Genomic DNA, 24,857 nt, shown 5'->3' on the forward strand with positions numbered 1-24,857 from the left:
AAGTGTCCGAAAGCAGTCTTTCGGTTCGGGGAATAATAATTGTGCAAGAAGTTGTTGTCAACGGCGTCAAGGTGGTTTTAAGCCGGTGGGGTTTAAAAATCCACCTGTTTGAGTTCCCAATACGCCTTTGAATCTTTGAGGTGTTCGTTTCCCAGGAGACGGTCTATCGCTTTTTTCCCTTCCCTGTCCGTTTTGTGCGGGTTCGCGCCGTTTTTGATGAGAGCGACCACAACGTCGGGGTTTGTGCTGTTCCACGCGGCTTTTAACAGAGGCGTTTTTCCGTCAAGCCCCGTTATGTTTGGGTCCGCTCCGTTTTGCACAAGCGCGAGGATTACTTTTTCGTTTGCGTTGTTCCACGCCGCTTTCATAAGAGCGGTTTCGCCGTTGCTGTCAACCTCATTGGCGTTGGCTCCTTTTTCTATGAGAGTCTCAAGTATTTTTTCGTTTGTGTTGTTCCACGCCGCAAACATAAGAGCGGTTTCTCCGTTCGGGGTTCGGGCTCTTACATCAGCTCCGTTCTCTATCAGAGCAAGAATAACTTCATGGTTCGGATTTACTTCCGCCGCTACCATAAGAGGGGTTTTGCCTTCATTGTTTCTTGCATTGACCTCCGCCCCGTTTTGTATAAGAGTGATAAAACTTTCCGTATCCTGCCTTGCTATGGCGGCAATTATAAGAGGCGAATTTCCCCGATCGTCTCTTCCGTTAGCGTCCGCTCCTTTTCTGACTGCGGTTTCAATCTGTCTGTGGGTCGCGTCACGAACGAAAGTGATGTCCGTGAGGCTGTTTTTTGGAGTGTGCTGGGAAAGGAATACTACTATAAGTCCTATGACGCAGATTGCCGCAAGCGCGGCTATGAGCCACTTGCTTAAATTGTTTAGCCTTTGCCCGATTCTCCAGCGTACGGGAAAAGGCTCAAAATATTTTTCGGTCTTCTTTTTCTTCCACACTTAGGTGCACACTCAGTAGTAACGGCACTTCAACTCTCTTGGTGCGCCTTCAATATCCTCTGAATATAACAAACCGCCACAACAAAAACAAATAAACGGAAGTCAAATCATTTGCTTAATTACCGTCTGAAGGATTCCGCCGTTGTTGTAGTATTCTACTTCAACGGGGCTGTCCAGACGGCAAATCGCGGAAAAGTTTTTTTCTCCGCTCTCTCCACTTACTTTTACGGTAAATTCCTGTCCGGGTGTGATTTCACCTGAAAGCCCTTGTATGGAAAAGGTTTCAAAGCCCGTCAGGGAAAGAGTTTGAGCATTTTCATCTTTTTTGAATTGCAGGGGAAGAACACCCATTCCGACCAGATTGCTGCGGTGGATTCTCTCAAAACTTTCCGCTATTACACATTTCACTCCCAGAAGAGCCGTTCCCTTTGCCGCCCAATCACGCGAACTGCCGGTTCCGTATTCTTTTCCGGCGATGACTATGAGCGGAGTTTCCTCTTTCATATACTTGTTCGCCGCGTCGTAAATTGCCATCTGCTCCCCGGATGGAATATGCACCGTGTATCCGCCCTCGGTTCCGGGAATCATGAGGTTTTTTATTCTGATGTTTGCGAAAGTTCCCCTCATCATGACTTCATGATTTCCGCGCCGCGCTCCGAAACTATTGAAGTATTTTTTCTCAACGCCTTTTGAAATCAGATATTTGCCCGCCGGTCCGTCCGGTTGAATTACACCTGCCGGCGAAATGTGATCCGTTGTTACCGAATCTCCCAGAACCGCAAGAGCCCTCGCCTCTTCTATGCTTTGCGGACGCGCCTGTGTCGAGCCTTTAAGGGAAAAGTTTTCAAAGAAAGGCGGATTTTGTATGTATGTGGATTTTTCATCCCATTCGTAAATCGGTCTTTTTGGAGCGGTGAGGCTCGACCACATGTCGTCGCCTTCAAAAACGTGCGAATACTGCTGCTTAAACATTTCCGGACTGATGGCTTCGGAAAGGGTTTTGTTTATCTCATCCTGACCGGGCCATATGTCTTTGAGGTAGATTTCCGCGCCGTTTTCGTCTTTGCCAATCGGGGCGGACAGAATATCCGTATTCACGGTTCCGGCGAGAGCGAAAGCAACCACAAGCGGCGGGGATGCAAGATAGGAGAATTTTATAAGCGGGTGAATTCTGCCCTGAAAGTTTCTGTTGCCGCTCAAAACGGACGCGCAGGTCAGGTTTCCTTTCTTGACTCCTTCTTCAACTTCGTGCGGAAGCGGTCCGCTGTTGCCGATGCAGGTTGTGCATCCGTATCCGACAAGGTGAAACCCGAGCGCTTCAAGAGGTTCAAGTAATCCCGCCGAAGATAGGTAGTCCGTAACAACCCGTGAGCCGGGTGCGAGGCTTGTTTTTACATAAGGTTTTACCTGCAAACCCTTTTCAACCGCTTTTTTCGCAAGCAGACCCGCTGCCATCATAACGGACGGATTGGAAGTGTTTGTGCAACTTGTAATTGCCGCGATGAGAACCGAGCCATCTTCAATGTCGTGGCTTTCATTGTTGATTTCAATTCTTGTTTTGCCGGCACTTGAGCCGTCTGTTTTCTCGCTGATACTTTTCTCGTACGAGGCTTTTAAATTGCTAAGCGCCACTCTGTCCTGAGGTCTGTCGGGACCTGCAACCGAGGGCACGACAGTCTCAATGTCAAGTTCAAGAGTGTCGGTGTATTCGGGTTCTTCGCCGGTTTTCCTGAAAAGCGTTTGCGTGGTTGCGTATTTTTCAATCAACTCGGCGCGGTCTCCCCTGCCGGTTGAGTTTATATAGCGCAAGGTTTCAGCGTCCGTGGGGAAAAATCCCATGGTCGCGCCGTATTCGGGTGCCATGTTTGCTATTGTGGCTCTGTCCGCGAGGGACAGTTCCGACAGCCCGTCGCCGTAGAATTCAACAAATTTTCCGACAACCCCTTTTTGTCTGAGCATTTCCGTAACGGTGAGAACAACGTCGGTCGCCGTGATGCCTTCAGAAGGTTGTCCGGTGATTTTGAAACCTATGACTTCGGGCATGAGCATATAAAGCGGTTGCCCGAGCATGCACGCTTCAGCTTCTATTCCGCCGACTCCCCAACCGAGCACGCTCAAACCGTTAATCATCGTTGTATGAGAATCTGTCCCGACCAGAGTGTCCGGATAGGCGAGTGTTTTTCCTTCCATTTCGCCCGAAGCGACAACATCCGCAAGACATTCAAGATTAACCTGATGCACTATTCCAGTTCCCGGCGGAACGACCCGGAAATTGTCAAAAGAGTTCTGTGCCCATTTCAAAAACTGGTATCGTTCGCCGTTTCTTTCGTATTCAATCTCAACATTTTTGGAAAATGAGTCCTTTCCGGCGAAGAAATCAACCTGTATGGAGTGGTCTATTACCAAATCAACGGGCACGATTGGATTTATTCGCGAGTAGTCCGCGCCTTCAATTCCTCCGACCGCCGACCGCATTGACGCCAAATCCGCCACGCACGGAACGCCCGTAAAATCCTGCAGAATTACCCTCGCGGGCTTGTAGGGAATTTCACACGCCGGCTTTCCGCCATTCCATTCCGCTATGGCGCGCACATGATCTTCGGTAACGGTTTTGCCGTCATAGTTTCTGAGCGCGTTTTCCAGAAGAATTTTTATGGAGAATGGAAGTTTGCCGATTTTTTTTCCGAAATTTTCCTCCAGTCTTCGCAGGGAATAAACAAGGAATTTTTTACCACCAACTTCAATCTCTTCAAGCGTTTTGAATTTGTCCTGTATTTTTCTTACCTCTCAGAGAACCCGTCAGTCAAACTTTCCAAGCGCGATTACGGAGTTTGTGCCGCCAAAGCCGTATGAGTTTGAGAGTACGGTTTTCAGTTTTGCTTCCCGCGCCTCATTGGGCACGTAGTCAAGGTCGCACTCAGGGTCTTTGTTAAAAAGATTGATAGTCGGGGGAATTACTGAATTTTTAATTGCCAGAGCGCTCAAAGATGCTTCAACCGTTCCGCTCGCTCCAAGCATGTGCCCCGTCATTGATTTAGTGGAACTGATGGGAATACCATACGCTTTGTCGCCGAAAACGCTTTTTATTGCGGCGGTTTCATTGGAGTCATTAAGTTTTGTTGATGTGCCGTGAGCGTTGATGTAGTCAATGTCCTGAGGATTGAGACCCGAATTGCGAAGTGCCATTTCCATGCATCTTACGGGCCCGTCAAGGGACGGAGCCGTGATGTGGTGCGCGTCTCCGCTCATTCCGGAGCCAAGCACTTCGGCGTATATTTCCGCGCCGCGCGCCTTTGCAAATTCAAGCTCTTCCAGAATCACGGTCCCGGCTCCTTCAGAGAGCACGAAGCCGTCTCTTTCAGCATCAAAGGGTCTTGACGCCGTTGCAGGGTCGTCATTGCGGGTTGAAAGCGCTTTTATGACGTTAAAGCCCGCAACCGTAAGAGGAACAAGCGGCGCTTCGCTCCCACCTGCTATCATGGCTTCCGCGTCTCCGTTTTTAATCAGCATCACTGACAGGGAAAGCGAGTGCCCGCTTGCCGCACACGCCGTTGTGGTGCTGCAGTTGGGACCTCGTGCGTTGAATTTTATGGACCCGTATCCCGCCGCCATGTTTGTTACCACATTCGGAATAAAAAACGGTGAAACCCTGCCGGGACCTTTTTCGTCAAGAGTCCTTACCATTTTGCAGTAGGTTATTGTTCCGCCGATTCCCGAAGCGATAATGATTCCAACTTTCGGGGCGATTTCATCCGTGATTTCAAGCCCCGCGTCTTCAAGCGCGAGTTTTGTGCCAGCTATTGAGTACTGAATAAACGGATCGTCTCTGCGGGCTTCACGGTTGCTCATGAAATTTTCAGGGCTGAATTCTTTGAGTTCGCCCGCTATTTGTGTTTTCTGGTCTGAGGCATCAAAGCGCGTTATCGCTCCCACGCCGCTTTTTCCGGCGCATATGCCCTCCCAGGTTTCTTTGTGCCCAATGCCGAGCGGAGTTATAAGCCCTATGCCTGTGATGACGACCCTACGCGCCATCGCCCTGTTTTTCCTTTATGAAACCAACTGCGTCCTGAACGGTGATAATCTTCTCAACGTCTTCGTCCAGAATTTCAATTCCGAACTCGTCCTCTATCGTCATAACGAGTTCAACCAAGTCAAGGGAATCCGCTCCCAAGTCGTCAATGAATGATTGTTCCAGTTCAATCTCGTCAGCGGATTTGCCGAATTGCTGGGCTATCATACCCTTAATTTTCCCTACCATTTCAGTTTCTTTATCTTGAGACATTTAATGTCCTCCTTAGTTTATTTTTTGTCTTTATATCTTTTTTCAAGACTAAATGTAAAGACCACCGTTAATTTTTATAACTTCACCAGTGATGTAAGACGCCCTTTCGGACGCCAGAAAAGCCACCACGCCGGATATGTCTTCGGCTTTTCCGTATCTTCCCAGCGGGATGGATTCAAGGTATACGCGTTTCATTTCTTCGGGGATTGGAGCCGTTATGTCAGTCTCCACAAATCCGGGGCTGATAGCATTGACTGTTACGTTGCGCGAAGCAAACTCTTTTGCCGCCGATTTTGTAAACCCTATTATTCCCGCTTTCGCCGAAGAGTAATTTATCTGTCCGGGGTTTCCCATTTCGCCGACTACGGACGTTATGTTGATTATCCTTCCGTATCTGTCGTTAAGCATCCTTCTCACCACGGCTTTTGTGCAGTTAAAAACCCCTTTGAGATTTGTGCTTTGAACATCATCCCAGTCCTGTTCGCTCATTCTGACAAAAAGTTTGTCCTTTGTGATTCCCGCATTATTAACGAGTATTTGAATGCCGCTTTTTTTCACAATCGGCTCAAGGGATTTGTCGACCGCTTTGTAATTGGCGACATCAAAGCCCATTATTTCGCCGCTGCCTCCGTCTTTTTCTATAAGGTCAAGCGTTTTCTTTGCCGCATCGGTGTTTGAAACATAGTTCACTATCACATGGCAACCGCCGCGCGCAAGTTCTATTGCCGTCTGCCTTCCTATTCCCCTTGATGCGCCGGTGACGAGGGCGGTTTTGCCTCTAAATTCCGTTTCCGAAAACATTTTGCTAAATCTTATGCAACTGCTCCGTCATTTCAAGATTTGAAGTTTCCAAGTTTTTTACGGTTCTTTTTATAAGTCCGCAAAGAGCTTTGCCGGGACCTATCTCAATAAACTTGTTCGCATTCCGCTCTTTCATATATTCAACTGATTCAGACCACCTGACCGGATTTGTTATCTGCAGAAGCAAAATCTCTTTGACTCTTTCGGGGTCAGTGTTGGGGGCCGCTTCAAGGTTTGTTATGACTGGCACGTGCGCCTCTGAAATTTTGACGCTTTCAAGCGTCTGCACAAGTTTCTCCGCGGCGGGGCTCATAAGCGGGCAATGAAAAGGCGCGCTCACCTTCAGAGGTATTGCTCTTTTCGCGCCACGCTCAATAGATATCTTTGAAGCTTTTTCCACTTCGTCCGCGCGTCCCGATATGACGGTTTGTTCGGGAGAGTTGTAGTTTGCTGGCCACACATTTTTCGCGCCGCCACCGGAGCAGTTTTCGCACACCTGCTCAACCTCGTCTTTTTTCAAACCTATGATTGCCGCCATCGCTCCTTCGCCTGAGGGAACCGCCTCTTGCATAAACTCGCCTCTTTTTCTGACGATTTTCACCGTATCCGCGAATTCAATGGCTCCGGCGGCTACGAGCGCGGAGTATTCCCCAAGGCTGTGCCCCGCGACAAAGTCCGGACGTATATCCGTTTCCTTTTCAAGCACCGCGAGAGTTGCCGCGCTTACGGTCAAAATTGCCGGCTGAGCGTTTGCCGTGAGACTCAAAATTTCTTCGTCTGAATTGAAGCACAGAGCCGCCATGTCTTCATTTATGGCTTCGCTCGCACTTTCAAACACGAATCGGGCTTCGGGAAAGTTGTCGTAAAAATCCTTTCCCATTCCAACATACTGTGAGCCCTGTCCTGGGAAAACAAATGCCGTCATTGCTATCTATATCTTATGAAACGGACGAGTTTTACTGCTCTGTTTCTTCATCCTCTGATTTCATGAAAGTTCTGCCTTTGTAGTAGCCGCAGTGTGGACAAGCCCTGTGGGGAGGCATTTTCTCATTGCATTGAGGGCACATTGAACTCGCGGGAGTTTGTGCTTTGTAATGAGTCCTTCTTTTTCTTGATTTGGAAGTTGATGTTTTTCTTTTTGGAACCGCCATGACAGTTTTCTCCTTTTTTCGTCAAATACACTTTAAGACAGTCTAATCTCTTTAAGCGCTTTAAGGCGCGGGACAACTTCCCGCCTTTCACACTTGCAGGAATTTTCATTCAAGTCCGCTCCGCAGGATATGCAAAGTCCTTTGCAGTTTTTCGCGCAGACGGTTTTTTCGGGTATCGCCATGGCGACTTGCTCGCGCATGTCGTCTGAGATGTCTATTTTGCTCTCGTTCGGGGGCAACGGCACAAAAGAGCTTATCTCGTGGCTGACGCTGTTCTTCTCGGGCTTGAGGCAACGGGAACACGGTGAAAGCAGTTCAAAACTCAAAGTTCCCGAAATGAAAATCTCGCCACCCATTTTTTCAATGCCCGTTTTGAACAGAATCGGGGAAAGCAACCTGAAATCCTCTCTGTTTTCGGAGAGTTCCGATATATTCGTTAGCCATGCGGCGTTTCTTGAAACTTCAAAAAACAGCCGGTCGTTTTCTATTTCTCCTTTTTCAAAAAGCATGGATTTTCTCTCAAAGTGTCTTTCCGTCAGGTGTTCGTTTCATTCTTTGTTTTTTCAAGAAAAGGTTTCAGAATATCAATCGGCAGAGGCAGTATTATAGTTGAGTTTCTCTCGGACGGAAGGTCTGAGAGCGCCTGAAGAAAGCGCAGTTGGAGCGAAGCGGGATTTCTTGAAAGTATGTCGGACGCTTCGCTGATTTTTTGAGACGCTTGAAACTCGCCTTCGGCGCTTATGATGCGCGCCCTTCTCTCTCTTTCAGCTTCCGCCTGTTTCGCCATAGCTCTCTGCATTTCCTGCGGCAGGTCAACATGCTTCACTTCAACAAGCGTAACCTTGATTCCCCACTCGTCGGTCTGAGCATCAAGAACTTCCTGCAGTTTAGTGTTCAACTCTTCCCTTTCGGTCAGAAGTCCGTCCAGTTCAACCTGTCCCAACACGCTTCTGAGCGTTGTTTGCGCAAGTTGAGAGGTCGCGTAATAGTAGTTTTCCACTTTGATAATTGTGTTTATCGGATCAACAACCCTGAAATACAAAACGGCATTGACCTTGACTGAAACATTGTCTTTTGTAATTACATCCTGCGGCGGAACGTCCATTGCGATTACGCGCAAACTGACCCTCGTCATTTTATCAACGAACGGGATTATCCAGACAAAGCCCGGCCCTTTGACGCCGATAACGCGCCCAAGACGCAGAACCACGCCTCTTTCGTATTCTTTAAGAATCTTTGCTCCCGACAGCAGGAGCAGGACCCCTATTATGACCAGGGTTGTTATTGAAGGAGTTGGAATCATTTTTTAACTCTTAAGAATTTCCAGAATCAGAGCGTTTTACTTTAACTTTCAAGCCTTTTGTTTTTTTCTCAACAATAATCCGCTCTCCTTTTGAAAGCGGCGTGTTGCTTTCGGCTTTCCAGTATTCTCCGCCGATAAAAACTATACCTCCTCCGCCGTTCCAGTCAACAACCTTGCCTTCCATTCCGGCAACCTGTCCCTCTCCGCCGGCAACCGATGTTTTCTGTGAGCGCGCCACAGAGATAGCGACCGCTCCGAATATAAGAACAAAAGCCGTGCCAACAGTCGCGAGCGTTTTTTCATTCACGCCTCCCGTTTGCGCCGGATCAAAAAGCAATGTCCCTCCCGCAATAAGGGAGACCAGTCCCGCAAGCGCGAGAAGTCCGTAACTTGTCATGAAAACCTCGGCTATCATAAGCCCCGTTCCCACCATGATAAGTCCAAGCCCGGCGTAGTTGAACGGAAGCACCTGCAATGCGGCGAAAGCGAGCATAAGGGAGATGGCTCCGACAACGCCCGGAAAAATACTTCCGGGATTGTATATCTCCATCAAAATTCCTATTGAGCCCAGAGACAGAAGAAGATACGCGATGTCCGGAGAGCCGAGAATGTTTCCCATTTTCTGGCGCGCCGTCATTTTGTGCGTGAGGATTTTTGCTCCCGCCGTCGCAAGTTTCATGGTTTTTCCGCCCGCTTTAACTTCCATCCCGTCAATTTTGTTCAGCAACGTGTCCATGTCCGGCGCGGTGAGGTCGGAGATGTTGTTTTTCACCGCGTATTCCCAGGTGACGGACGAACTTTCCGTAACAGCCTTGACCGCCCATTTTCTGTTGCGTTTTCTCTGGCGCGCGATGCTGTCAATATATGACGAGGCGAAGTTTGTGATTTTCTCGCCGGTTTTCCCCTCTTCCGCCTTGCCCTGCATCGTAACCGGATGCGCCGCTCCCACGCTGGTTCCCGGAGCCATTGCGGCTATGTGAGCCGCGAGAAATATAAAAGTGCCTGCGGAGGTTGCAGTCGCGCCGGAAGGGGAAATGTAGGCAACGACCGGCACGGGCGAGTTGAGAATGTCCTGCACTATTTCTTTTGTTGAATTGAGCAAACCGCCGGGCGTGTCAATAATCACAATCACCGCTTCGGCTTTTTCCCTGCCTCCCCGTTCTATTGCGGTTTTGATGAAATCCGCCGAGAAGGGATTGACCGTCCCTTTAAGCGGCGCGACTATCACTTGCTCCGGGCGGGATTCAGTCTCCCCGCCCGCTCCAGCCGGAATAAAAGCCGCGCACGCCAGAAACGCGCATATTAATGCGGTTTGTGCCTTGCCACTCATTGTTTGAAAAACTATAATAACCGCTCAACTATGAACAACAACGACACCCCTTCGAACTCTCCTCCGCCGATGGAAGACGGCAGACTTTCAAGCGTAGCCGGCGTTCTGGAAAAAATCTCCGACCGTGTTCCATCAATGAGTCGGCTGTCCATCTCCGCAGTTGTGCTTGTCGCGCTTACGGCTTTGCTTCTTTATGTATTTATGGTTGATTCACGCGAAAAAGAGATGCTGAAGGCAAACGTCAGAATGGACGCTGCGGTTGCCGCTTATGAGAATGGTGAGGTCGATTCTTCTCTGGAAATTTTCAGGGAAGTCAGAGACAATTTTCCGAATTTTGAGATAGCGAAACTGGCTCTGTATTACGAGGGAGCCATACTGTTCGGAATGGAAAAAGATGAAAAGTCGCGCGAGCGTATGGACAGTTTTCTCGGGGGCTCGCCCGACCCCATTCTCAAAACCGAAGCTCTTTTTATGGCGGGCTTTTCCAGTTTCCGCCTTGAAGAATGGAAAAAAGCCATCGGTTATTTTGAAGAGTTGAGACCGCTCGGAACCCCGTCTCACGTGAGGCGCGTTCTGCCGCTTCTCGGAACCGCTTACACAAAAGCCGGAAACAGGGAAAGAGCCGAAGAGATTTACAGAATTTTTGTAACCGCTTTTCCCGTTCCCGAAAAGACGGACGGCGCGGAAGAAAAGCCGTAGTAAAAAGTTTTTAAGAGATTTGTATGCCGAAGGGGGGACTCGAACCCCCACGCCACAAGGGCACTACCCCCTCAAGATAGCGCGTCTGCCAATTCCGCCACTTCGGCTTTTGAGGAAACAGATTGTATCACAAACGGACTAAGCTCCAAATTTCGCGAGCCGCCCCGCGTGAGCAAGAGCGAGCGGCATAATCTCAACCGCCCTTATGATTCCCAGTTCTCCGGTGCGGCAGTCCATTTCATTAAAACCGCCCGCACCGCCGATACTGTGGCGTGATTTTATCAAGAGCGGAACCGGATGCCAGCTGTGAGCCGACATAGCTGCCGGTGTTGAGTGGTCTCCCGTTACAATCAAAACATCCGGGGCGAGTTTGAGTAGGCGCGGAACAAACTTGTCAAACTCGCTGATGGCGCGCGCTTTGTCCTTGAAATTGCCATCCTCTCCGTATCTGTCAGTGGATTTTATGTGCAGATAAATAAAGTCAAAACCAGAAAAAATCTTTTCCGCGCCACTGATTATTTGCTCCGTTTTTCCGCCGACCGGGTTTTTTATGTCCATTCCGGCGATTTGCGCTATGCCTCGATACATGGGATACGCCGCGACGCACGCGGCTTTGAGCCCGTAGGTTTGCTCAAAGGTTTCAAGATTTGGCGGGGAGGAAAATCCCCTGAGGAGAACACAGTTCGCGGTTTTTCTGTTTTTCAAAACCTCTTTCGCTTTTTCAGAGAACCGCTGTATGGTCCGCGTGGCGGCGATGGTTTTTTTATTTCGCGAATCAGTCTTCACCTCGAGCGGTGCCTCACCCCCTTCCTTTTGCGGGTCCGTGTCGTAGATTTGCTCCGCATCCGGAACCGGATGCGGGAAAGTGAACACAACCACAAATCTGTGTTCAAGACCCGGATAGATTTTTATTTTCACATCTCCGATTTTTTTAACCGAAGCCGATATTTGCGAAACAAGTTCGGCGCTGTGTTTTGTTGAAATTCTTCCCGCCCTTCTGTCCGTGAGGACGTTTTTTCTTTTTTGCGTTTCAACGGTGGCGAAATTTCCGCGCGCGACCAAATCATTTTTCCCGGTTTTTATGCCAAGCCCGGCGGCTTCAATTACGCCCCTGCCCACCATAAAAGAGAGCGGGTCGTAGCCGAAAAGCCCCAGATGCGCGGCTCCGCTACCCGGAGTGATGCCGGGCGCCACCGGAGTGTGAAAACCGCAAGACGCCGCGCGCGCGAGTTTGTCAAGGTTGGGTGTTTTCGCGCTTTGCAGTTCGGTTTTACCGTTCACGGGCAGTCCTCCGAGACCGTCAAGCACGCACATAATTATTTTGGATTCCGATTTTGAGGAAATCCCTTTTATAAGTGAACGCATGTCAGACACTTGTATTGCCTCCCGTGTTTTGAATTTCAAAAATGGCGCCGTCCCTCGCGGGTTCCACATTCGCGGGAAGAGTTTTTTTCAGTTCAAAATAATCCATCTTGCAACTCATATGAGTTAAAACCGCTTTTTGTGGAGAGATGATTTCTATATGTTCAAGTGTTTGCTCAAGATTGAAATGGGACGGATGAGGGTTGTATCTCAAAGCGCTGATTATAAGTAGTTCAAGTCCGGAGAGTTTTTTCATTGATTCGGGCGGAATCCCGTTGCAGTCCGTCAAATAGGCGAAGTTTCCAATTCTGTAGCCCAGAATGTTCCATGAGCCGTGATTTATTTCCACCGGAACAATCCGTGTGTGCTCTATGGAAAAATCTCCGTCAATTTCGTTCAAGCGCAGGTTCGGTTTCACTTCTCCCGGGCTTTCGCCGCCAAAAATGTAGCCGAAGTTTCTCTTCAAATTCGCGACGGTTTCAGGGTTCGCGTAACACTCTATTATTTTCCGCCCGAAATCCGTAAATGGTTTTAAATCGTCTATGCCGTTTGTGTGGTCGGCGTGTGAGTGCGTGTATAAAACCGCGCTGACCTCAGAGATATTTGCGCGCAACGCCTGCGTTCTAAGGTCCGGAGAGGTGTCTATTAGAAGATTCAAGCCCGCTGTTTCCACAAGTGCGGAGCTTCTCGTGCGGATGTTTTCCTCAGCCGCGCAGGAGCAAACATCGCAATCGCAACCCAGAACCGGAACGCCGGTTGAGGTTGCGCAGCCCAGAACCGTCACTTTTATCGGGTTGCTCAAAGTAATTTCCGCCGTCTTGCGAACAGCTTAACTCAACAATAGAATATACTGAGTCGCAGGAATTTCATATGGGCGCGAACCGCCAAATAGCGCATCTTTTTTCGGAAATTGCCTCAATACTTGAGATTCAGGATTCCAATCCGTTCAGAATACAAGCGTATAAAAAAGCCGCCGATTTGATAAGTGAAATGGAGTCGGACCTCTCCAAAATGCTTTCCGAAGGACGCGATTTTTCTTCTATGAAGGGCATAGGAAAGGATATGTCTGCGAAAATCCAGGAATTTTTTGATACGGGCGCGATTGAGTATCACGGAAAACTGCGCTCCGAGGTTGGTGAAGGAATACTTGAAATGCTCAAGATCAGGGGGCTGGGACCGAAAACCGCGCGCCTTTTTTCGGATGCCGGAGTAAAAAGCGTTGAAGATCTTGAACAACGTCTTCACAAAGGCGGCGGAGAGGACATTAAAGGTATCGGAAAAAAGAAATCCGAAGCAATACTTGAAGCTCTCACTTTTTACAAAAGCAATCTTTCTTTTCATGGGCTTGGCAAGGCGCTTGCCGCCGCACAGGTTTTGCGGACGCGCGTTCTCACGATTGACGGCGTTGTGGACGCAAGCGCCGTCGGTGCTTTGAGGAGAATGACGGAAACAGTTTCAGAGATTGAGATGCTTGTGTCGTTCAAGGGCGATGAGAAGCGGTTTTTCAACACCCTTTCCTCTCTGGATTGGACGCAAAGCGTTGAGTGCTTGAAAGACCCTGAAACGCCCAAAGCGGTTGTGAGTTCGGATATTGAAATTCAAACAGTTGTTTATCTCACGCCGCCCGAAAATTTTTATTTCAACCTTGCGCGTCTAACAGGTTCGGAAAAACACTGGGAAAAACTGACATCCGCAAAAAAAGGCAAAGTCTCGCGCTTGGCGCGCAGTGAAGAGGATTTGTATTCCAATCTGGGTTTTGAGTTTATCGTTCCCGAACTAAGGGAGGACCTCGGAGAGATTGAAGCCGCCAAAAAAGGCGCCCTGCCCCGCCTTGTTGAATTGGCGGATATCAGGGGAGACCTTCACACCCATACAAACTGGAGCGATGGACGGGATTCCGTTGAGACAATGGTGCGCGCGGCGCTTGAAAAGGGGTATGAATACATTGCGCTGACGGATCATTCCCCGTCTTCAAAAGTGGCTAACGGGCTTGATGCCGAACGGGTCGCGCTTAAAATTGAAGAGGTGAAAAAAATCAATTCTCTGCTTGACGGCATAGAGGTTTTTTGCGGCTCTGAGGTTGATATAAAGCCGGACGGCTCTCTGGACTATCCGGACGACATTCTTTCCGAACTTGATTTTGTGGTCGCTTCCATCCACGGCTCTTTTTCACAGGATTCAGATGCTGTTACAAAACGTGTCATTTGCGCGCTTGAAAACCCTTTTGTTCACGTGCTTGGACACCCGACTGCGAGAATTATCGGGCGGCGCGCGCCGTGCGCGATAGATATTGAAAAAATCACGGACGCGGCTTTGAGCAATGGAAAAGCGCTTGAAATAAACGCCTCCTGCGACCGTCTTGACCTTAAAGACGAACACGCGTGTATTGCGGCGCGCAAAGGAGTTAAACTTATAATCTCAACGGACGCTCACGCCGTTCGGCATTTTGAATCGATGGCATGCGGGGTTGCGGTTGCCAGACGAGGCTGGTGCGAGCGTGGGAATTTTCTCAACGCTCTGCCACTTGAGGACTTGCGCAACTGGCTGAAAACGCGCGGATAAAAATGACCGACTCTGCTAAAAATCTGGTTCGCAAAGAGTATTCCGAACTGAAAAAACTCATAAAAAAGCACAACCGTCTCTACTATGAGAAAGACAGCCCTGAAATAACCGACTCCGAATATGACAAACTCATGTCGCGTTTTCGTGAGATTGAGAAGGAAAACCCTGAATTTGTTTCTGCTGACTCCCCGTCCCGGAAAATCGGCGGCAAACCCTCCTCGCATTTTGCGCCCGTAACTCATCTGAAAAAAATGATGAGCATAGACAACATCTCAGCCGGAGAAACCGATGACCGTCCGCAGAAGGCGCACGCATTTGACGCGCGGGTCGCCAAAGCGACCGGAGCCAGCCCCGCTTACGTCGTGCAAATGAAATTTGATGGTGTTTCGGCTTCCCTTGTGTATGAGAACAGCAAACTCGCCCGCGCCGCCACGCGCGGAGACGGTTCGGTTGGCGAGGACATTACGGAAAACATCAAAACCATCAAATCCGTGCCGAACGCTCTTTGCGGCAAAGTCCGCGCGCCCGAAATTATTGAGATACGCGGCGAGGTAATAATACTCCTTGACGATTTTGAAAAACTGAACAGCGAAATGACAAACTCCGAAGGCGAGCCTTTTGCGAATCCGCGAAACGCGGCGGCGGGCTCCTTGCGGCAGATTGACTCTCGAATTACCGCTTTGCGCCCGTTGAGATTTTTTGCGTGGGGTGTCGGACACATGTCTGGCGGTAATCCTATGCCTGATGAAATGGCGGTTTCCCGTGCGCTTGAGGGCTGGGGCTTTAAGATGGAAGGCGGTCCCCGCTTGTGCGGAGGTGTTGAAGAGGCGGTCAAGTTTTGCGGTGAGGCGGAGGAAAAAAGAGAATCATTAAAATACGATGCGGACGGAGTTGTTATCAAGGTGAATGATATGAACTTGCGGCAAACCCTCGGCGAAACCGCGAAACATCCGCGCTGGTGTGTCGCTTACAAATTCAAACCCCGTCATAGCGAGACAATTCTGAAAGACATAACAGTTCAGGTTGGCAGAACCGGAATTTTAACCCCCGTCGCTGAACTTGAGCCCGTTAACATCGGTGGTGTTACGGTCAGAAGAGCGTCTTTGCACAACGCGAATTTTATAGAGGAGCGAGACATTCGGGTTGGTGACACGGTCGTTGTGAAACGCGCGGGAGATGTCATTCCCGAAGTTGTAAAAGTCGTCGGAAAAGACCGCTCTGGCAGACCGCCCGGATTCAAGTGGAGCAAGGTTTGTCCCGTCTGTCCTTCCTGTGGCGGCGAAGTCTCAAAAATGGGAGATGAAGCAAATTTCATTTGCGCCAACCCTTCCTGTCCGGAGCAGTTGAAGCAGATGATAGCGCACATGGCGTCTCGCGGAATTTTTGACATCAAAGGGCTTGGGCGCGAGACGGTTTCAGCTCTTGTTGAAGACGGAGTTGTAAAGGATATCGCGGATATTTTTTCTCTCACAAAAGAGAGGATTGCCGGTATGGAAGGTTTTGCCGAAAAATCATCCTCCGAACTTGAAAGGGAGATTAATGAAAGCAAAGAGGTTAATTTCGGCGTTTTTATAGCGGCGCTTGGAATACGTCATGTGGGGAAACAGACCTCAGAGTTGTTTGCGGTGGAGTTTGAGTCTGTTGACGATTTTTTCAGCGCAAGCGAGGACATTCTATCTTCAATAAAAGGGGTCGGTCCGGAAACGGCGAAAACAGTGGCGGATTTTACAGGTTGCGCAAAGGGCGTTGAGCTTAAAGATAAAATGTTGAGGTTCGGAGTGAAATTAAACTACCCGTCCGGGCGGAACTCCGGCGCCAAAGAGGGAATTTCCGGGAAAACCTTTGTAATTACGGGAAGGTTCAGCAAACCCCGAGCTGAAATTGAAAAAGCGATACGCGGCGCGGGCGGAGTTGTTTCTTCATCGGTATCTTCAAAAACTGACTGTCTTGTTCGGGGCGCGGACTCAGGCTCCAAACTAAACAAGGCGGAGCGGTTGGGCGTGCGTATTGTAGATGAAAAAACTCTTCAGAAAATGCTGTAAAGCGCGGACTTAATTTGTTTCTCTTTTCGCGTCCGTAAGATTCTGGGTTATACGTGTCTGCACCCAGTTGGTGTCCCACCACTGGATTGGCTCAACCGGCAGTCCGCCAACGTATATGCTGAAATGCAGATGGTCTCCGAAGGCGAGTCCGGTCGCGCCCGTGTTGCCTATTCTTTTTCCTTTTACAACGGTTTCCCCGCGTTGCACGCTCATTGAACTCAAATGAGAATAAAGTGTGGCGATGCCCATTCCGTGATCGATTATTATGGTGTTCCCGTATATTCCCAGATCATCAGCGAAGATTACAATCCCGTTGTTAGACGCACGAACCGGATTTCTTTTTTGCGAAGCGATGTCGTATCCAAGGTGCGGCTGTCTGTCCACTTCCACGCCTTCAAATGTGTAAATTCTCTGCTCAAATTGCGACTGCAATGACCCTACAGGCCTTATAAATGAGCCTTCCCACAAAATTTTGTCGGATTTGTCTGAAGCGTGAGAAAGGACTTTGGCAATTTTTTCGTTGTTTAAACTGCGAATTTTCTTGTTCACGAGAACAAACATCTCTTTGGCGGAATAGTCTTCGCGGGCATTGATGAGCGGAGCCATCTTCATTTTGATAAACCGCTCCGTTATCTCAACCGGATTGTCCGGCAGAATCCTTTCTTCAAGTTTGTAATTTACGGGCAGATTTCTTTTGTTTCCGATGGCGTCAGTCGCGGTGATGAGAACTGTTTCGCCTTCACCAAGATTGTATGGATATGAGAAAAACGCAATACGGATGCTTTTGTCTGAAAATCCGTTTTTCGGTGCGCCTTTATGCCCTTTGAAAAATTTGTTTCCTATTTTGACGCCACTTTCCTTTGAATCCCCGGAAACCTTGTAAATGATAACTCCGGAGCCGCCCTGCAGAAATCTTTCCGCGCCCGACATAACGGTTATTTTCGGCGGGGAGAGGTCTGTTGTTATATTTTTGGTTTTGCTTACCGATGACCCTCCGCCGGAACTGAACATTCCGCCGTAGGACTCTGCCTCGGCTTTAATTTGCCCGGGTCCGTCTTCAATGCCCGTGAACGGACTCAGCGAGATTTGAACGGTGTCTTTTTTAACCCCTTTCGGGTAGTTTTTTGTTTCAAGCAAAAGGGTTTGGTCTTTGGAGATGTATGAAATCCGGATATTTTTCAGTCCGTCGCCAATGCCTGAAAACTTGACACTAAAAGGTTGCGTGCCCACGGATTCGGACTGCAATACAAAACTAATCTTAGATTCTTCAAAACACGACCGGAAGATGAAGACTGCCAAGGCAAGAGCAATGGATGCTAGAAAAAATTTTCTTATCATTGGTTTTTCTCCAAGCCGTAAACTTTTCCTTTGTAACCCAACCCTGAAACACTATACTACATCAGCGGGCATATGTTGTAAAGTGTCCCGCTTTGTTAGCAAATGAGTCTTTTCAACACCCCGCTCCCGCGTTGTTTCGCGCTTGTGTTTGCCGTGTTGTGCGTCACGGGGGTTCCCCCCGTTGCTTCCTGTATGGAATTTCTCAAACCCGAAGTTGAAAAAAGCGTTCGGCAAGCCTTGCCCGATTTTGAAGTTTCCATCGGCGAAGTCAGCGCGTTTCATGAGAAAGGAATTCAAATTAAAAATTTTTCTCTTTCAAAAGACGGACAAAAAATCGCGCGGGCGAAATCAGTTTTTTTAAGTTACAGCTCCGTTATTTCTTCACTGCTTTTCAAGGATTTTCTCTCGTCTTCGGTCGTTGAAATTGAAGGTCTTGAGGTTTTCTTTTCTCCACAGGTCCGGCAGTTGCTTTCCGGGCGGCGCTCTCTGTCTTCCGCGTCAATTCCGGAAAGCGAAAACGCATTCGGAAGCGGCAAACTTCCCCGAATTATCATCAGGGATTCAATTTTTCATTTTCAAGGCGGCAAAACGGAAGTCCGTTCCGCCGAACTTTCATTCTCTGACGGCGAGAGTAAAGGCGCGTTGCGGGCACGGATTGAAAACGCGCACATTCCCCTGCCCCGGGTGAATTTGTCGGTAAAAAATCTCGCGCTTGGCGCGGACATCGTCCGGACATATGAAGGGTTGAAAATCAGCAATGCGGACGGAAGCGCTTCCTTTGAGACTTTGCGGGGAGAGCCGGTTGCGAAAGCGGAGTTTGGGATTTCAATTCCGGGCGGTGTCTCAAACACGGTTTGGAAAGGGCGTGTATCTCTGTCGGGAATAACCTTGAGGGGGCGGCAAGCCGGTCTTTCGTTTAGTTCGGTTACTTTTGACAAAAACGGCGACCTTTCGGTTTACGGCAACATTTTTGCGGGCAGTCTCTCCTCGCTCATCAAAACGCAAATCAATACTGTGGGCGGCGGCATAATTCCCGGTTTCAGAGGGAAAAATATCTTTGAGATTGAATCTGATATTTCCAAAGGCAATCTGCCAATCGGGGGTTTTAAACTTACGGGTGTTGTAAGAAAACGGGATGGAAAGTCCGTAATTTCAGGCAAAATCGCGTCCGACTACCGCAACAAACTTGATCTGTTTGGAGTGGGTGAAATTCTTGAAGATTTTAATTTCGAAGTTACTTTGGAGGATGGCAAAGTTGCTTCGGGCGGATTGTTGATTAAATCCCACAAGTCTCTTTTGGAAACGGATTTTGAGATTGTTGAGAGAGGCGGTTTTGAGGTTGATTACGCTGTTAAGTCGGACGATGTGTTTCATCTTTCAGAAGTGGTGAATTTTTTGAGACCCTATTCCGTGTCGGGTGGATTTCAGTCTTCAGGGAGGATTTCAAAACGCGCGGATGGAAGAACTTTTTTGTCCGGAAGCGCAAAACTTGAAGATTTTTCCGCCACTTTCGACAAACAGTTCCATATTGGCGGCGGGGAGATTGATTTCAGAACTCCGCTTGAAGGTTTTGCGTTTGAGGATTTTCTTTTTCAATCTTCGCTCCAAGACGTTTCATATGAGGAAACTTCGTTAAAAAAAGCGAATCTCGATTTTGAATACGGAGATGTTTACGCGAAGTTGGAGTTTGAAGATTCCGCCTCTTTTGAATTTGTCGCGGCGGCCGCGAGGAGAAATGGGAAAATCCATGCCGACATTGAAAATATCAAAATGAAATCCGGTGACTCCGAAATGTTTCTTTCAAGAAAGTTTTCCGTTGAGTTGTCGGATGAAAGAATAGAGTCTTCGGAGATGCTGCTTTACGGGCAGGGTTCATACTTGCGTTTCTCCGGCTTGTATGAAAACACGGGCAAGTCTGAAATATCGGTGAACGCGGATATGAAAGGGGTGGACACATCATTTTTTGAGCCGTTCTACCCGCCTTTACGCTCCCGAAGGGGATTTCTTTCAGGCAAGGTTTCTATCGTGGGCGCCACAGGTTTGCCGGTCGCCAATATCGGAGTCAAATACGAAAGTATCCCGCATGGGAAGCGCGCGGAGTTGTCCGTTGTGCGGGTTCAACATTCAAAACTGTTTTCGGTCAAACTGACAATTGAAGACGATGTCTCCGGTGGTTTTCTGCGCGCGGGCGTAAATATTTCCCCTGTTGGCGCGGAGATTTACAAAATACGGGAGCTGCTTAGCGGCTTTTCAGAATACGATTTCAATTTGAGTGTGGAAAATTTCAGCGTTAAACCGATTGGACTTTTTTCTGAAAAAATTCAAGACCTTGACGGAGTTTTCAGCGGCGACCTCGCGGTTTTGAAAGATGACGGCGATTTTTCAATGAAAGGCGCGATTGATATTGAAAGCGCGAAAGTGAAAATCGGTGAATGGACGGATTTGGTGCAGATCAAATCCACGCGAATGGATTTTGAGGGAAACCAAATGCGCGCCGCCTTCAATCTGGCGGACACTTCCGGCGGGGCGAAGGGTGTGGGAAGTTTCAATTTCAGGGATTTTTCATATGATTGCGAAGTGGAACTTTCCGGAATTTATCTGCATATAAAATATCTGTATTCGGGTTTTTACGGAACGATTTTTATTGACGGAAAAGGGAAAAATATCCGCGTCAGAGGGAACGGGCTTGAAACAAAAGGCGCGAATATCTGGCTTAAAAAGGATTACAACATAGCGGTTGAGGATCTGGTTTTTATTGACCTGCCGGAAAGAGGTTTTGCCGAGGGTAAAAAACCGGGTTTTTTCTCACGGACAGCGGATTTGGATTTCCGTCTTTTAATTTCAAAAGACACAAAATTCAGACTGGACAGAGTTGATGCACTTCTTTCGGGCGAACTTCATGTTTTAAGAACTCCGGGAGACGATTACACATCAGTTAACGGTGAACTCAACGTTCTCAGGGGTTCATACAGGATTCTCGGAAAGCGTTTTGCCGTGGACAAGGGTGTAATTTCGTTGTTCACAAGGGAGCATTTGAGTCCCATTGTTAATATCAACGCTTTTTATGAGCGGACCGGATTGGCAGTCAAAGCGTCTCTTTACGGCGAAGCGAATGACCTTGAACTGCAACTCTCAAGCACGCCCGCAATGAACGAAGATGAAATAATTCTCGCCCTGCTCGGCTCTTCCGTAAACAGAACCGATGACAACCGCGCCTCCGATATTATTGAGGAAGTTCGGGAGAGGCGTCCGGGAGGAGCTTTAACTTTTGGATACGTTGCTGATGAACTTTTCTCATCCGTTGTTGAGGGCGGCAATCTGTTCAATTTTGTGGATGTTCTCAGCATTAGAAGAGAAGGCGCGGGCATACTTGAGTCCGATATTGAAGTTGGAGCGTATGTTACCGACAGGCTTTATTTTACATACGAGCGCATAAATGAAACATTGCCCATTAGCGCTTCATACAAGAGCAGATTTACCGCGCTATACAGTTTGAACAATCACTTCACACTTGAAGGCGTCGCGGGCGGGATCACACCCGGAGCCAATCTGCTTTTCAATTTTGATTTCAGGTAAAACTCTCGCTAAAAAAACAAAATCGCGAGTATGTAAAGGGTCGGAAAGGTGAAAATAATTCCGTCAAAACGGTCAAAAAGTCCGCCGTGCCCGGGCAACATTGTTCCTGAGTCTTTGGCGTTGCTGTTTCTTTTGATTGCAGATTCAATCAGGTCTCCCGTTATCGCGGAAGCGCCCGTGGCCAATCCAAAAAGAATCGCGAGCCATAACGGAAACGGAGAACCGAAAACTGAATTAACAACCACGCTTCCAATAGCGGCGGCGGTTAGTCCGGCGGCCAGCCCTTCAAGTGTTTTCGCGGGGCTTATGCCGGAGGCGATTTTTCTTTCTCCCTTCCAAATTCCGACAAAATAAGCCGCTGAATCATTAACCGCGCCGCACAAAAAGGCGATTATGACAAAGAAAAACCCGATTTCATTTTTTAGAAAAAACGCGGTCGGCTCCGTGGAAACGGGCAATTCCATTTCCCGCAAAAGCACCCCGCAACCGGTCATCATTCCGAGAATGGTTATTAAAACAAGAGACATTCCCACATCGCTTGAATATCCCGATATGTCCTTTCTGCCCTTCAAGATACTGAGCGTGAAAATCGCCCCCGCCGAACCGACAAGCGCAACCATGAAATATTCCGCATCCAAATAAGCACCGATGAGTATGAGCAAAACACATGCCATTAAAAACTCTCTTGCCGCTTTCAGGCCCCGTGGGACAAGAAGCCGGTGGATTTCTCTGGACGCGCCCAGAGAAATAAAGCACATAAGAGCCAGAAAATAGAAGCCCCCCAGATAGCAGATAATTGCTATCGGAACTATCAGCATCACAGAGGTGAGTATTCTTACGCGGAAGTTTTGCGAAGCCATATACCCGTCCATTCTACTGCGTTTTGCGTCTTATTTCTTTGAGATTTTTGATATCCAGCGCACTTTTTTCGGGAGGTGTTTCGGCAATAAAGTCAATCCCTCTGAACTCCGCGCACGAAAACAGAGGGTTAAACCCTTTTGTTCCGATTTTGCCAAAACCAATGTGTTCGTGGCGGTCTTTTCGCGAGCCCAGGTCAACTTTTGAGTCATTGCAGTGGATAAGCCCTATTTTTTCTGTGGAAAAAGTTGCGTTGATGTTTTTTACGGTTTTTTCAAAACCCTCTTCCGTTCTGATTTCGTATCCCGCGCCGAACAGATGAGCGGTGTCAACGCAAACACCAAGATCGGGTTCGCCCGTTTTGTCCAGAATTTCGGCAATTTCTTCAAAAGCGCCTCCGAGTGTTGAGCCCTGCCCCGCGGAGTTTTCAATCAGAAGTTTTACGCTCGCGCCGCGTGTTTTATTCAAGATTTCCCTCAGGGACTTTGCCGCTTTTGCGACCGCGTCTCCGCGTTCCATTCCCGCGGCGGTTCCAATGTGCGTTACGGCGCAAGCCGCGCCGACCAAATCAGCGCGCCGGAGGTCTTCAACTATCATCGCGACCGAGTTTTTTCTGATGTCCGTTTTCGCGGACGCGAGGTTGATTATGTAAGGAGTGTGGACATAGCAGTTTGAAAGGCCCAATCTTTGGCGGTCTGCCGCAAATTTTTTCGCGGCGCTGTCCGAAATTTCAGGCGGCTGCCCTCCCCTTGGCGAGCGTGTGAATATTTGAAAACACTCGCAACCCATCTCTGCGGCGCGTTGCGGCGCTTTTTCAATTCCGCCGCTTATTGATATGTGGCAACCGATTTTCATCCGGATTGCGGATTATACATAAGGTGTCCACAAACTTTTTGCCGGACTGTTGTCTGTTTAGTTGTTGCTAACTTTAATTCTTTTTTCAGACAAAGTTAATGTTCTGATTACCGCTCCGGAGGGAATCACCCCCTCTTTCCCTTTATTAAGGAAAGCAAGTGGACACAAAATAAGTCCGACGGCAATAGTTCCGCCTATTTCCGAATCTCCCTTTGTGTTGAAGCTTCCCTTCAAAGGAATGGTGGTTCCATCAACGGCGGTTGTGTAATCCACATCAATCGTGATCCAACCCGAAATTCCCGCCATGCCTGCGCCTTTTCTGTCTGAAACTCTGGCGACAACAGCAGTTCCTGACTCAATAACGGTTAATCCGTCAACCTTAATGTCCCGCTCAACAGACAGGATGACTTCCATGCCGGCTCTCATTCCCTTTGAAGAAATGCGTTGTTTTGTTTGAATGGGAACAAGTGTTGATTCTTTCAAAACAGCCGTACGAGCAAAGGCGTTTGTTGCGCCAAAAACGGAGAAAATCATCAGCATTGCTATTGAGATACAAAACCCCGAACTTTTAATTAAAAATTTCATTTTAACCCTCCTGTGTGAACTAAAGATTTTTCAAATTTTGACGGGAAGCAGAGCATAAAAACGCCTGCCCCGCCAAGAAATCCTGTGACGGATCGAATCAAATTGATGCTTTGATAATTTGTAATGCTCTGCGCAAAGACATCTAAAATTGCCGGAAGCAGTAAGGCAATTCCGAGTAAAGCACGGTTTGTGTATTTTTGAGGACTACTGACAAACAAAGCGGCAACGGCAATGCCCGTATATCCCAAAAGGCATCTTGAGCAAAGTCCGCACGGAAACCCTAAAATCCAAAATGATTTTGACGGCAGTTGATGGCATATAAAGGACAGCCATAGGTAAATAGATTCGCCGTTGGGAAATCCGCTAATTGACTGACGTATGGGAGCCATTAGCGAAAAAAGAGCCAGCAAAAAAAAAGTTGCAAAAATTAGCAGTCTCATAATCATTGGCAAGTAGAGCCTGACGCACAAAGGCGCTTAACGGCACGCGTTGTAATTGAAGGGAGTTGCGGAGTCAAATTGACAACCCGCTTCCGAACATATAGAAACGGCGGGAGAATTTGTTCACTTGCTTTACGGTTTGTGATTAAAGGTGAAACGGATGGTTCCAACCACGGCTTTTGTTACAAAGGGAATGGGGAAAAGCAAGGAGAAACTCGCAAGTTTTGAGATGGCTTTGCGGGACGCAAAAATCGCGCAATTCAACCTTGTGAAAGTTTCCAGCATTTTTCCTCCCTACTGCACTCTTGTTCCGCGCGCGAAAGGCGTAAGCCTTCTTTCGCCCGGGCAGGTTGTTCACGTTGTGATGAGCGAAAACTCAACCGATGAGCCGAACCGGCTTCTTGCGGCTTCGGCGGGAATCGCGATACCGAAAGAGGAAAACAGATTCGGCTACATCTCCGAGCATCACAGTTTTGGAGAGAAAAAATCCAAAGCCGGCGAATACGCCGAAGACCTGGCGGCTTATATGCTTGCGACCACTCTGGGCACGCCTTTCAATGTGGACAAAAGTTACGATGAACAGAAAGACATCTGGAAAATAAGCGGGCATGCGGTCAGAACGCAGAACATAACACAGACTGCGTTCGGAGATAAAAACGGGCTTTGGACAACTGTGGTCGCCGCGGTGGTTTTTTCCTCTTACGCGCCCGCGAATGCCTGAAA

Annotated in this window: 22 protein-coding genes and 1 tRNA gene; 5 read left to right on the forward strand and 18 right to left on the reverse strand. The window is 48.4% G+C overall.

All coding sequences use genetic code 11. The features are described 5' to 3' along the window. Positions 1–92: 92 nt before the first annotated feature. The 10 genes from GKS04_03535 to GKS04_03580 all read right to left on the reverse strand — a co-directional run bounded on the left by GKS04_03535 (position 93) and on the right by GKS04_03580 (position 9,817). Positions 93–950: a hypothetical protein gene (locus GKS04_03535; protein ID QMU56236.1), complete on the reverse strand. Its 858-nt coding sequence runs from the start codon at positions 948–950 to the stop codon at positions 93–95. 102 nt (positions 951–1,052) lie between these two features. Beyond that, positions 1,053–3,725 (reverse strand): aconitate hydratase AcnA, encoded by a 2,673-nt coding sequence (gene acnA, locus GKS04_03540; protein ID QMU56237.1) that lies wholly within the window; start codon positions 3,723–3,725, stop codon positions 1,053–1,055. A gap of 24 nt (positions 3,726–3,749) precedes the next feature. Beyond that, positions 3,750–4,982: a beta-ketoacyl-ACP synthase II gene (gene fabF, locus GKS04_03545; protein ID QMU56238.1), complete on the reverse strand. Its 1,233-nt coding sequence runs from the start codon at positions 4,980–4,982 to the stop codon at positions 3,750–3,752. Then, on the reverse strand, positions 4,972–5,208 hold the full coding sequence (gene acpP, locus GKS04_03550; GenBank protein QMU56690.1) for an acyl carrier protein: 237 nt from the start codon (positions 5,206–5,208) through the stop codon (positions 4,972–4,974). The genes fabF and acpP overlap by 11 nt, the downstream gene beginning before the upstream one ends. 72 nt (positions 5,209–5,280) lie before the next feature. Then, a complete protein-coding gene (gene fabG, locus GKS04_03555; protein ID QMU56239.1) occupies positions 5,281–6,033 on the reverse strand; it encodes a 3-oxoacyl-[acyl-carrier-protein] reductase in 753 nt (250 codons plus the stop codon). A gap of 4 nt (positions 6,034–6,037) precedes the next feature. Further along, the gene (gene fabD / locus GKS04_03560) at positions 6,038–6,964 is read right to left on the reverse strand and encodes an ACP S-malonyltransferase (protein QMU56240.1); all 927 of its coding nucleotides are present in this window, start codon (positions 6,962–6,964) and stop codon (positions 6,038–6,040) included. A 25-nt stretch (positions 6,965–6,989) separates the two neighbouring features. Next, a complete protein-coding gene (gene rpmF, locus GKS04_03565; protein QMU56241.1) occupies positions 6,990–7,184 on the reverse strand; it encodes a 50S ribosomal protein L32 in 195 nt (64 codons plus the stop codon). Positions 7,185–7,216: 32 nt separating this feature from the next. Continuing rightward, a complete protein-coding gene (locus tag GKS04_03570) occupies positions 7,217–7,693 on the reverse strand; it encodes a hypothetical protein (GenBank protein ID QMU56242.1) in 477 nt (158 codons plus the stop codon). A gap of 26 nt (positions 7,694–7,719) precedes the next feature. After that, positions 7,720–8,487: a slipin family protein gene (locus tag GKS04_03575; GenBank protein ID QMU56243.1), complete on the reverse strand. Its 768-nt coding sequence runs from the start codon at positions 8,485–8,487 to the stop codon at positions 7,720–7,722. 10 nt (positions 8,488–8,497) lie between these two features. Then, positions 8,498–9,817 (reverse strand): nodulation protein NfeD, encoded by a 1,320-nt coding sequence (locus GKS04_03580; protein QMU56244.1) that lies wholly within the window; start codon positions 9,815–9,817, stop codon positions 8,498–8,500. 30 nt (positions 9,818–9,847) lie between these two features. Between GKS04_03580 and GKS04_03585 the strand changes: the two genes are divergently transcribed. Continuing rightward, positions 9,848–10,516, forward strand: coding sequence for a tetratricopeptide repeat protein (locus GKS04_03585; protein QMU56245.1), 669 nt, complete (start codon positions 9,848–9,850; stop codon positions 10,514–10,516). Between the two features lie 24 nt (positions 10,517–10,540). Here GKS04_03585 and GKS04_03590 read toward each other — a convergent pair. The 3 genes from GKS04_03590 to GKS04_03600 all read right to left on the reverse strand — a co-directional run bounded on the left by GKS04_03590 (position 10,541) and on the right by GKS04_03600 (position 12,686). Beyond that, positions 10,541–10,623: transfer RNA gene (locus GKS04_03590), tRNA-Leu, on the reverse strand. Between the two features lie 31 nt (positions 10,624–10,654). Beyond that, entirely contained in the window at positions 10,655–11,881 is a 1,227-nt protein-coding gene (locus GKS04_03595) for a 2,3-bisphosphoglycerate-independent phosphoglycerate mutase (protein QMU56691.1), read from the reverse strand. Between the two features lies 1 nt (position 11,882). Then, on the reverse strand, positions 11,883–12,686 hold the full coding sequence (locus tag GKS04_03600; protein ID QMU56246.1) for an MBL fold metallo-hydrolase: 804 nt from the start codon (positions 12,684–12,686) through the stop codon (positions 11,883–11,885). A 62-nt stretch (positions 12,687–12,748) separates the two neighbouring features. Between GKS04_03600 and polX the strand changes: the two genes are divergently transcribed. Then, entirely contained in the window at positions 12,749–14,440 is a 1,692-nt protein-coding gene (polX, locus tag GKS04_03605) for a DNA polymerase/3'-5' exonuclease PolX (GenBank protein ID QMU56247.1), read from the forward strand. 2 nt (positions 14,441–14,442) lie between these two features. Then, positions 14,443–16,482 (forward strand): NAD-dependent DNA ligase LigA, encoded by a 2,040-nt coding sequence (gene ligA / locus GKS04_03610; protein ID QMU56248.1) that lies wholly within the window; start codon positions 14,443–14,445, stop codon positions 16,480–16,482. A 9-nt stretch (positions 16,483–16,491) separates the two neighbouring features. On the opposite strand, the gene GKS04_03615 is transcribed toward ligA, so the two are convergent. After that, a complete protein-coding gene (locus GKS04_03615) occupies positions 16,492–17,820 on the reverse strand; it encodes a peptidoglycan DD-metalloendopeptidase family protein (protein ID QMU56249.1) in 1,329 nt (442 codons plus the stop codon). A 102-nt stretch (positions 17,821–17,922) separates the two neighbouring features. Here GKS04_03615 and GKS04_03620 point away from each other — a divergent pair, with 102 nt between their 5' ends. After that, positions 17,923–21,396, forward strand: a complete 3,474-nt coding sequence (locus tag GKS04_03620; protein QMU56250.1) for a hypothetical protein — start codon at positions 17,923–17,925, stop codon at positions 21,394–21,396. Positions 21,397–21,404: 8 nt separating this feature from the next. On the opposite strand, the gene GKS04_03625 is transcribed toward GKS04_03620, so the two are convergent. Genes GKS04_03625 through GKS04_03640 form a run of 4 tightly spaced genes read right to left on the reverse strand, consistent with a single transcriptional unit; the run spans position 21,405 to position 24,140 of the window. After that, entirely contained in the window at positions 21,405–22,268 is an 864-nt protein-coding gene (locus GKS04_03625) for a hypothetical protein (GenBank protein QMU56251.1), read from the reverse strand. Between the two features lies 1 nt (position 22,269). Next, a complete protein-coding gene (locus GKS04_03630) occupies positions 22,270–23,109 on the reverse strand; it encodes a deoxyribonuclease IV (protein QMU56252.1) in 840 nt (279 codons plus the stop codon). A gap of 57 nt (positions 23,110–23,166) precedes the next feature. Further along, a complete protein-coding gene (locus tag GKS04_03635; GenBank protein QMU56253.1) occupies positions 23,167–23,694 on the reverse strand; it encodes a hypothetical protein in 528 nt (175 codons plus the stop codon). Next, positions 23,691–24,140 (reverse strand): DUF2085 domain-containing protein, encoded by a 450-nt coding sequence (locus GKS04_03640; protein ID QMU56254.1) that lies wholly within the window; start codon positions 24,138–24,140, stop codon positions 23,691–23,693. The genes GKS04_03635 and GKS04_03640 overlap by 4 nt, the downstream gene beginning before the upstream one ends. A 154-nt stretch (positions 24,141–24,294) precedes the next feature. On the opposite strand from GKS04_03640, the gene GKS04_03645 reads away from it, so the two are divergent. Further along, the gene (locus tag GKS04_03645) at positions 24,295–24,855 is read left to right on the forward strand and encodes an arginine decarboxylase, pyruvoyl-dependent (protein QMU56255.1); all 561 of its coding nucleotides are present in this window, start codon (positions 24,295–24,297) and stop codon (positions 24,853–24,855) included. Positions 24,856–24,857: the final 2 nt, after the last annotated feature.

The organism is Candidatus Mycalebacterium zealandia, from assembly GCA_014075295.1.
GTDB classification, from domain to species: domain Bacteria; phylum Desulfobacterota_D; class UBA1144; order Nemesobacterales; family Mycalebacteriaceae; genus Mycalebacterium; species Mycalebacterium zealandia.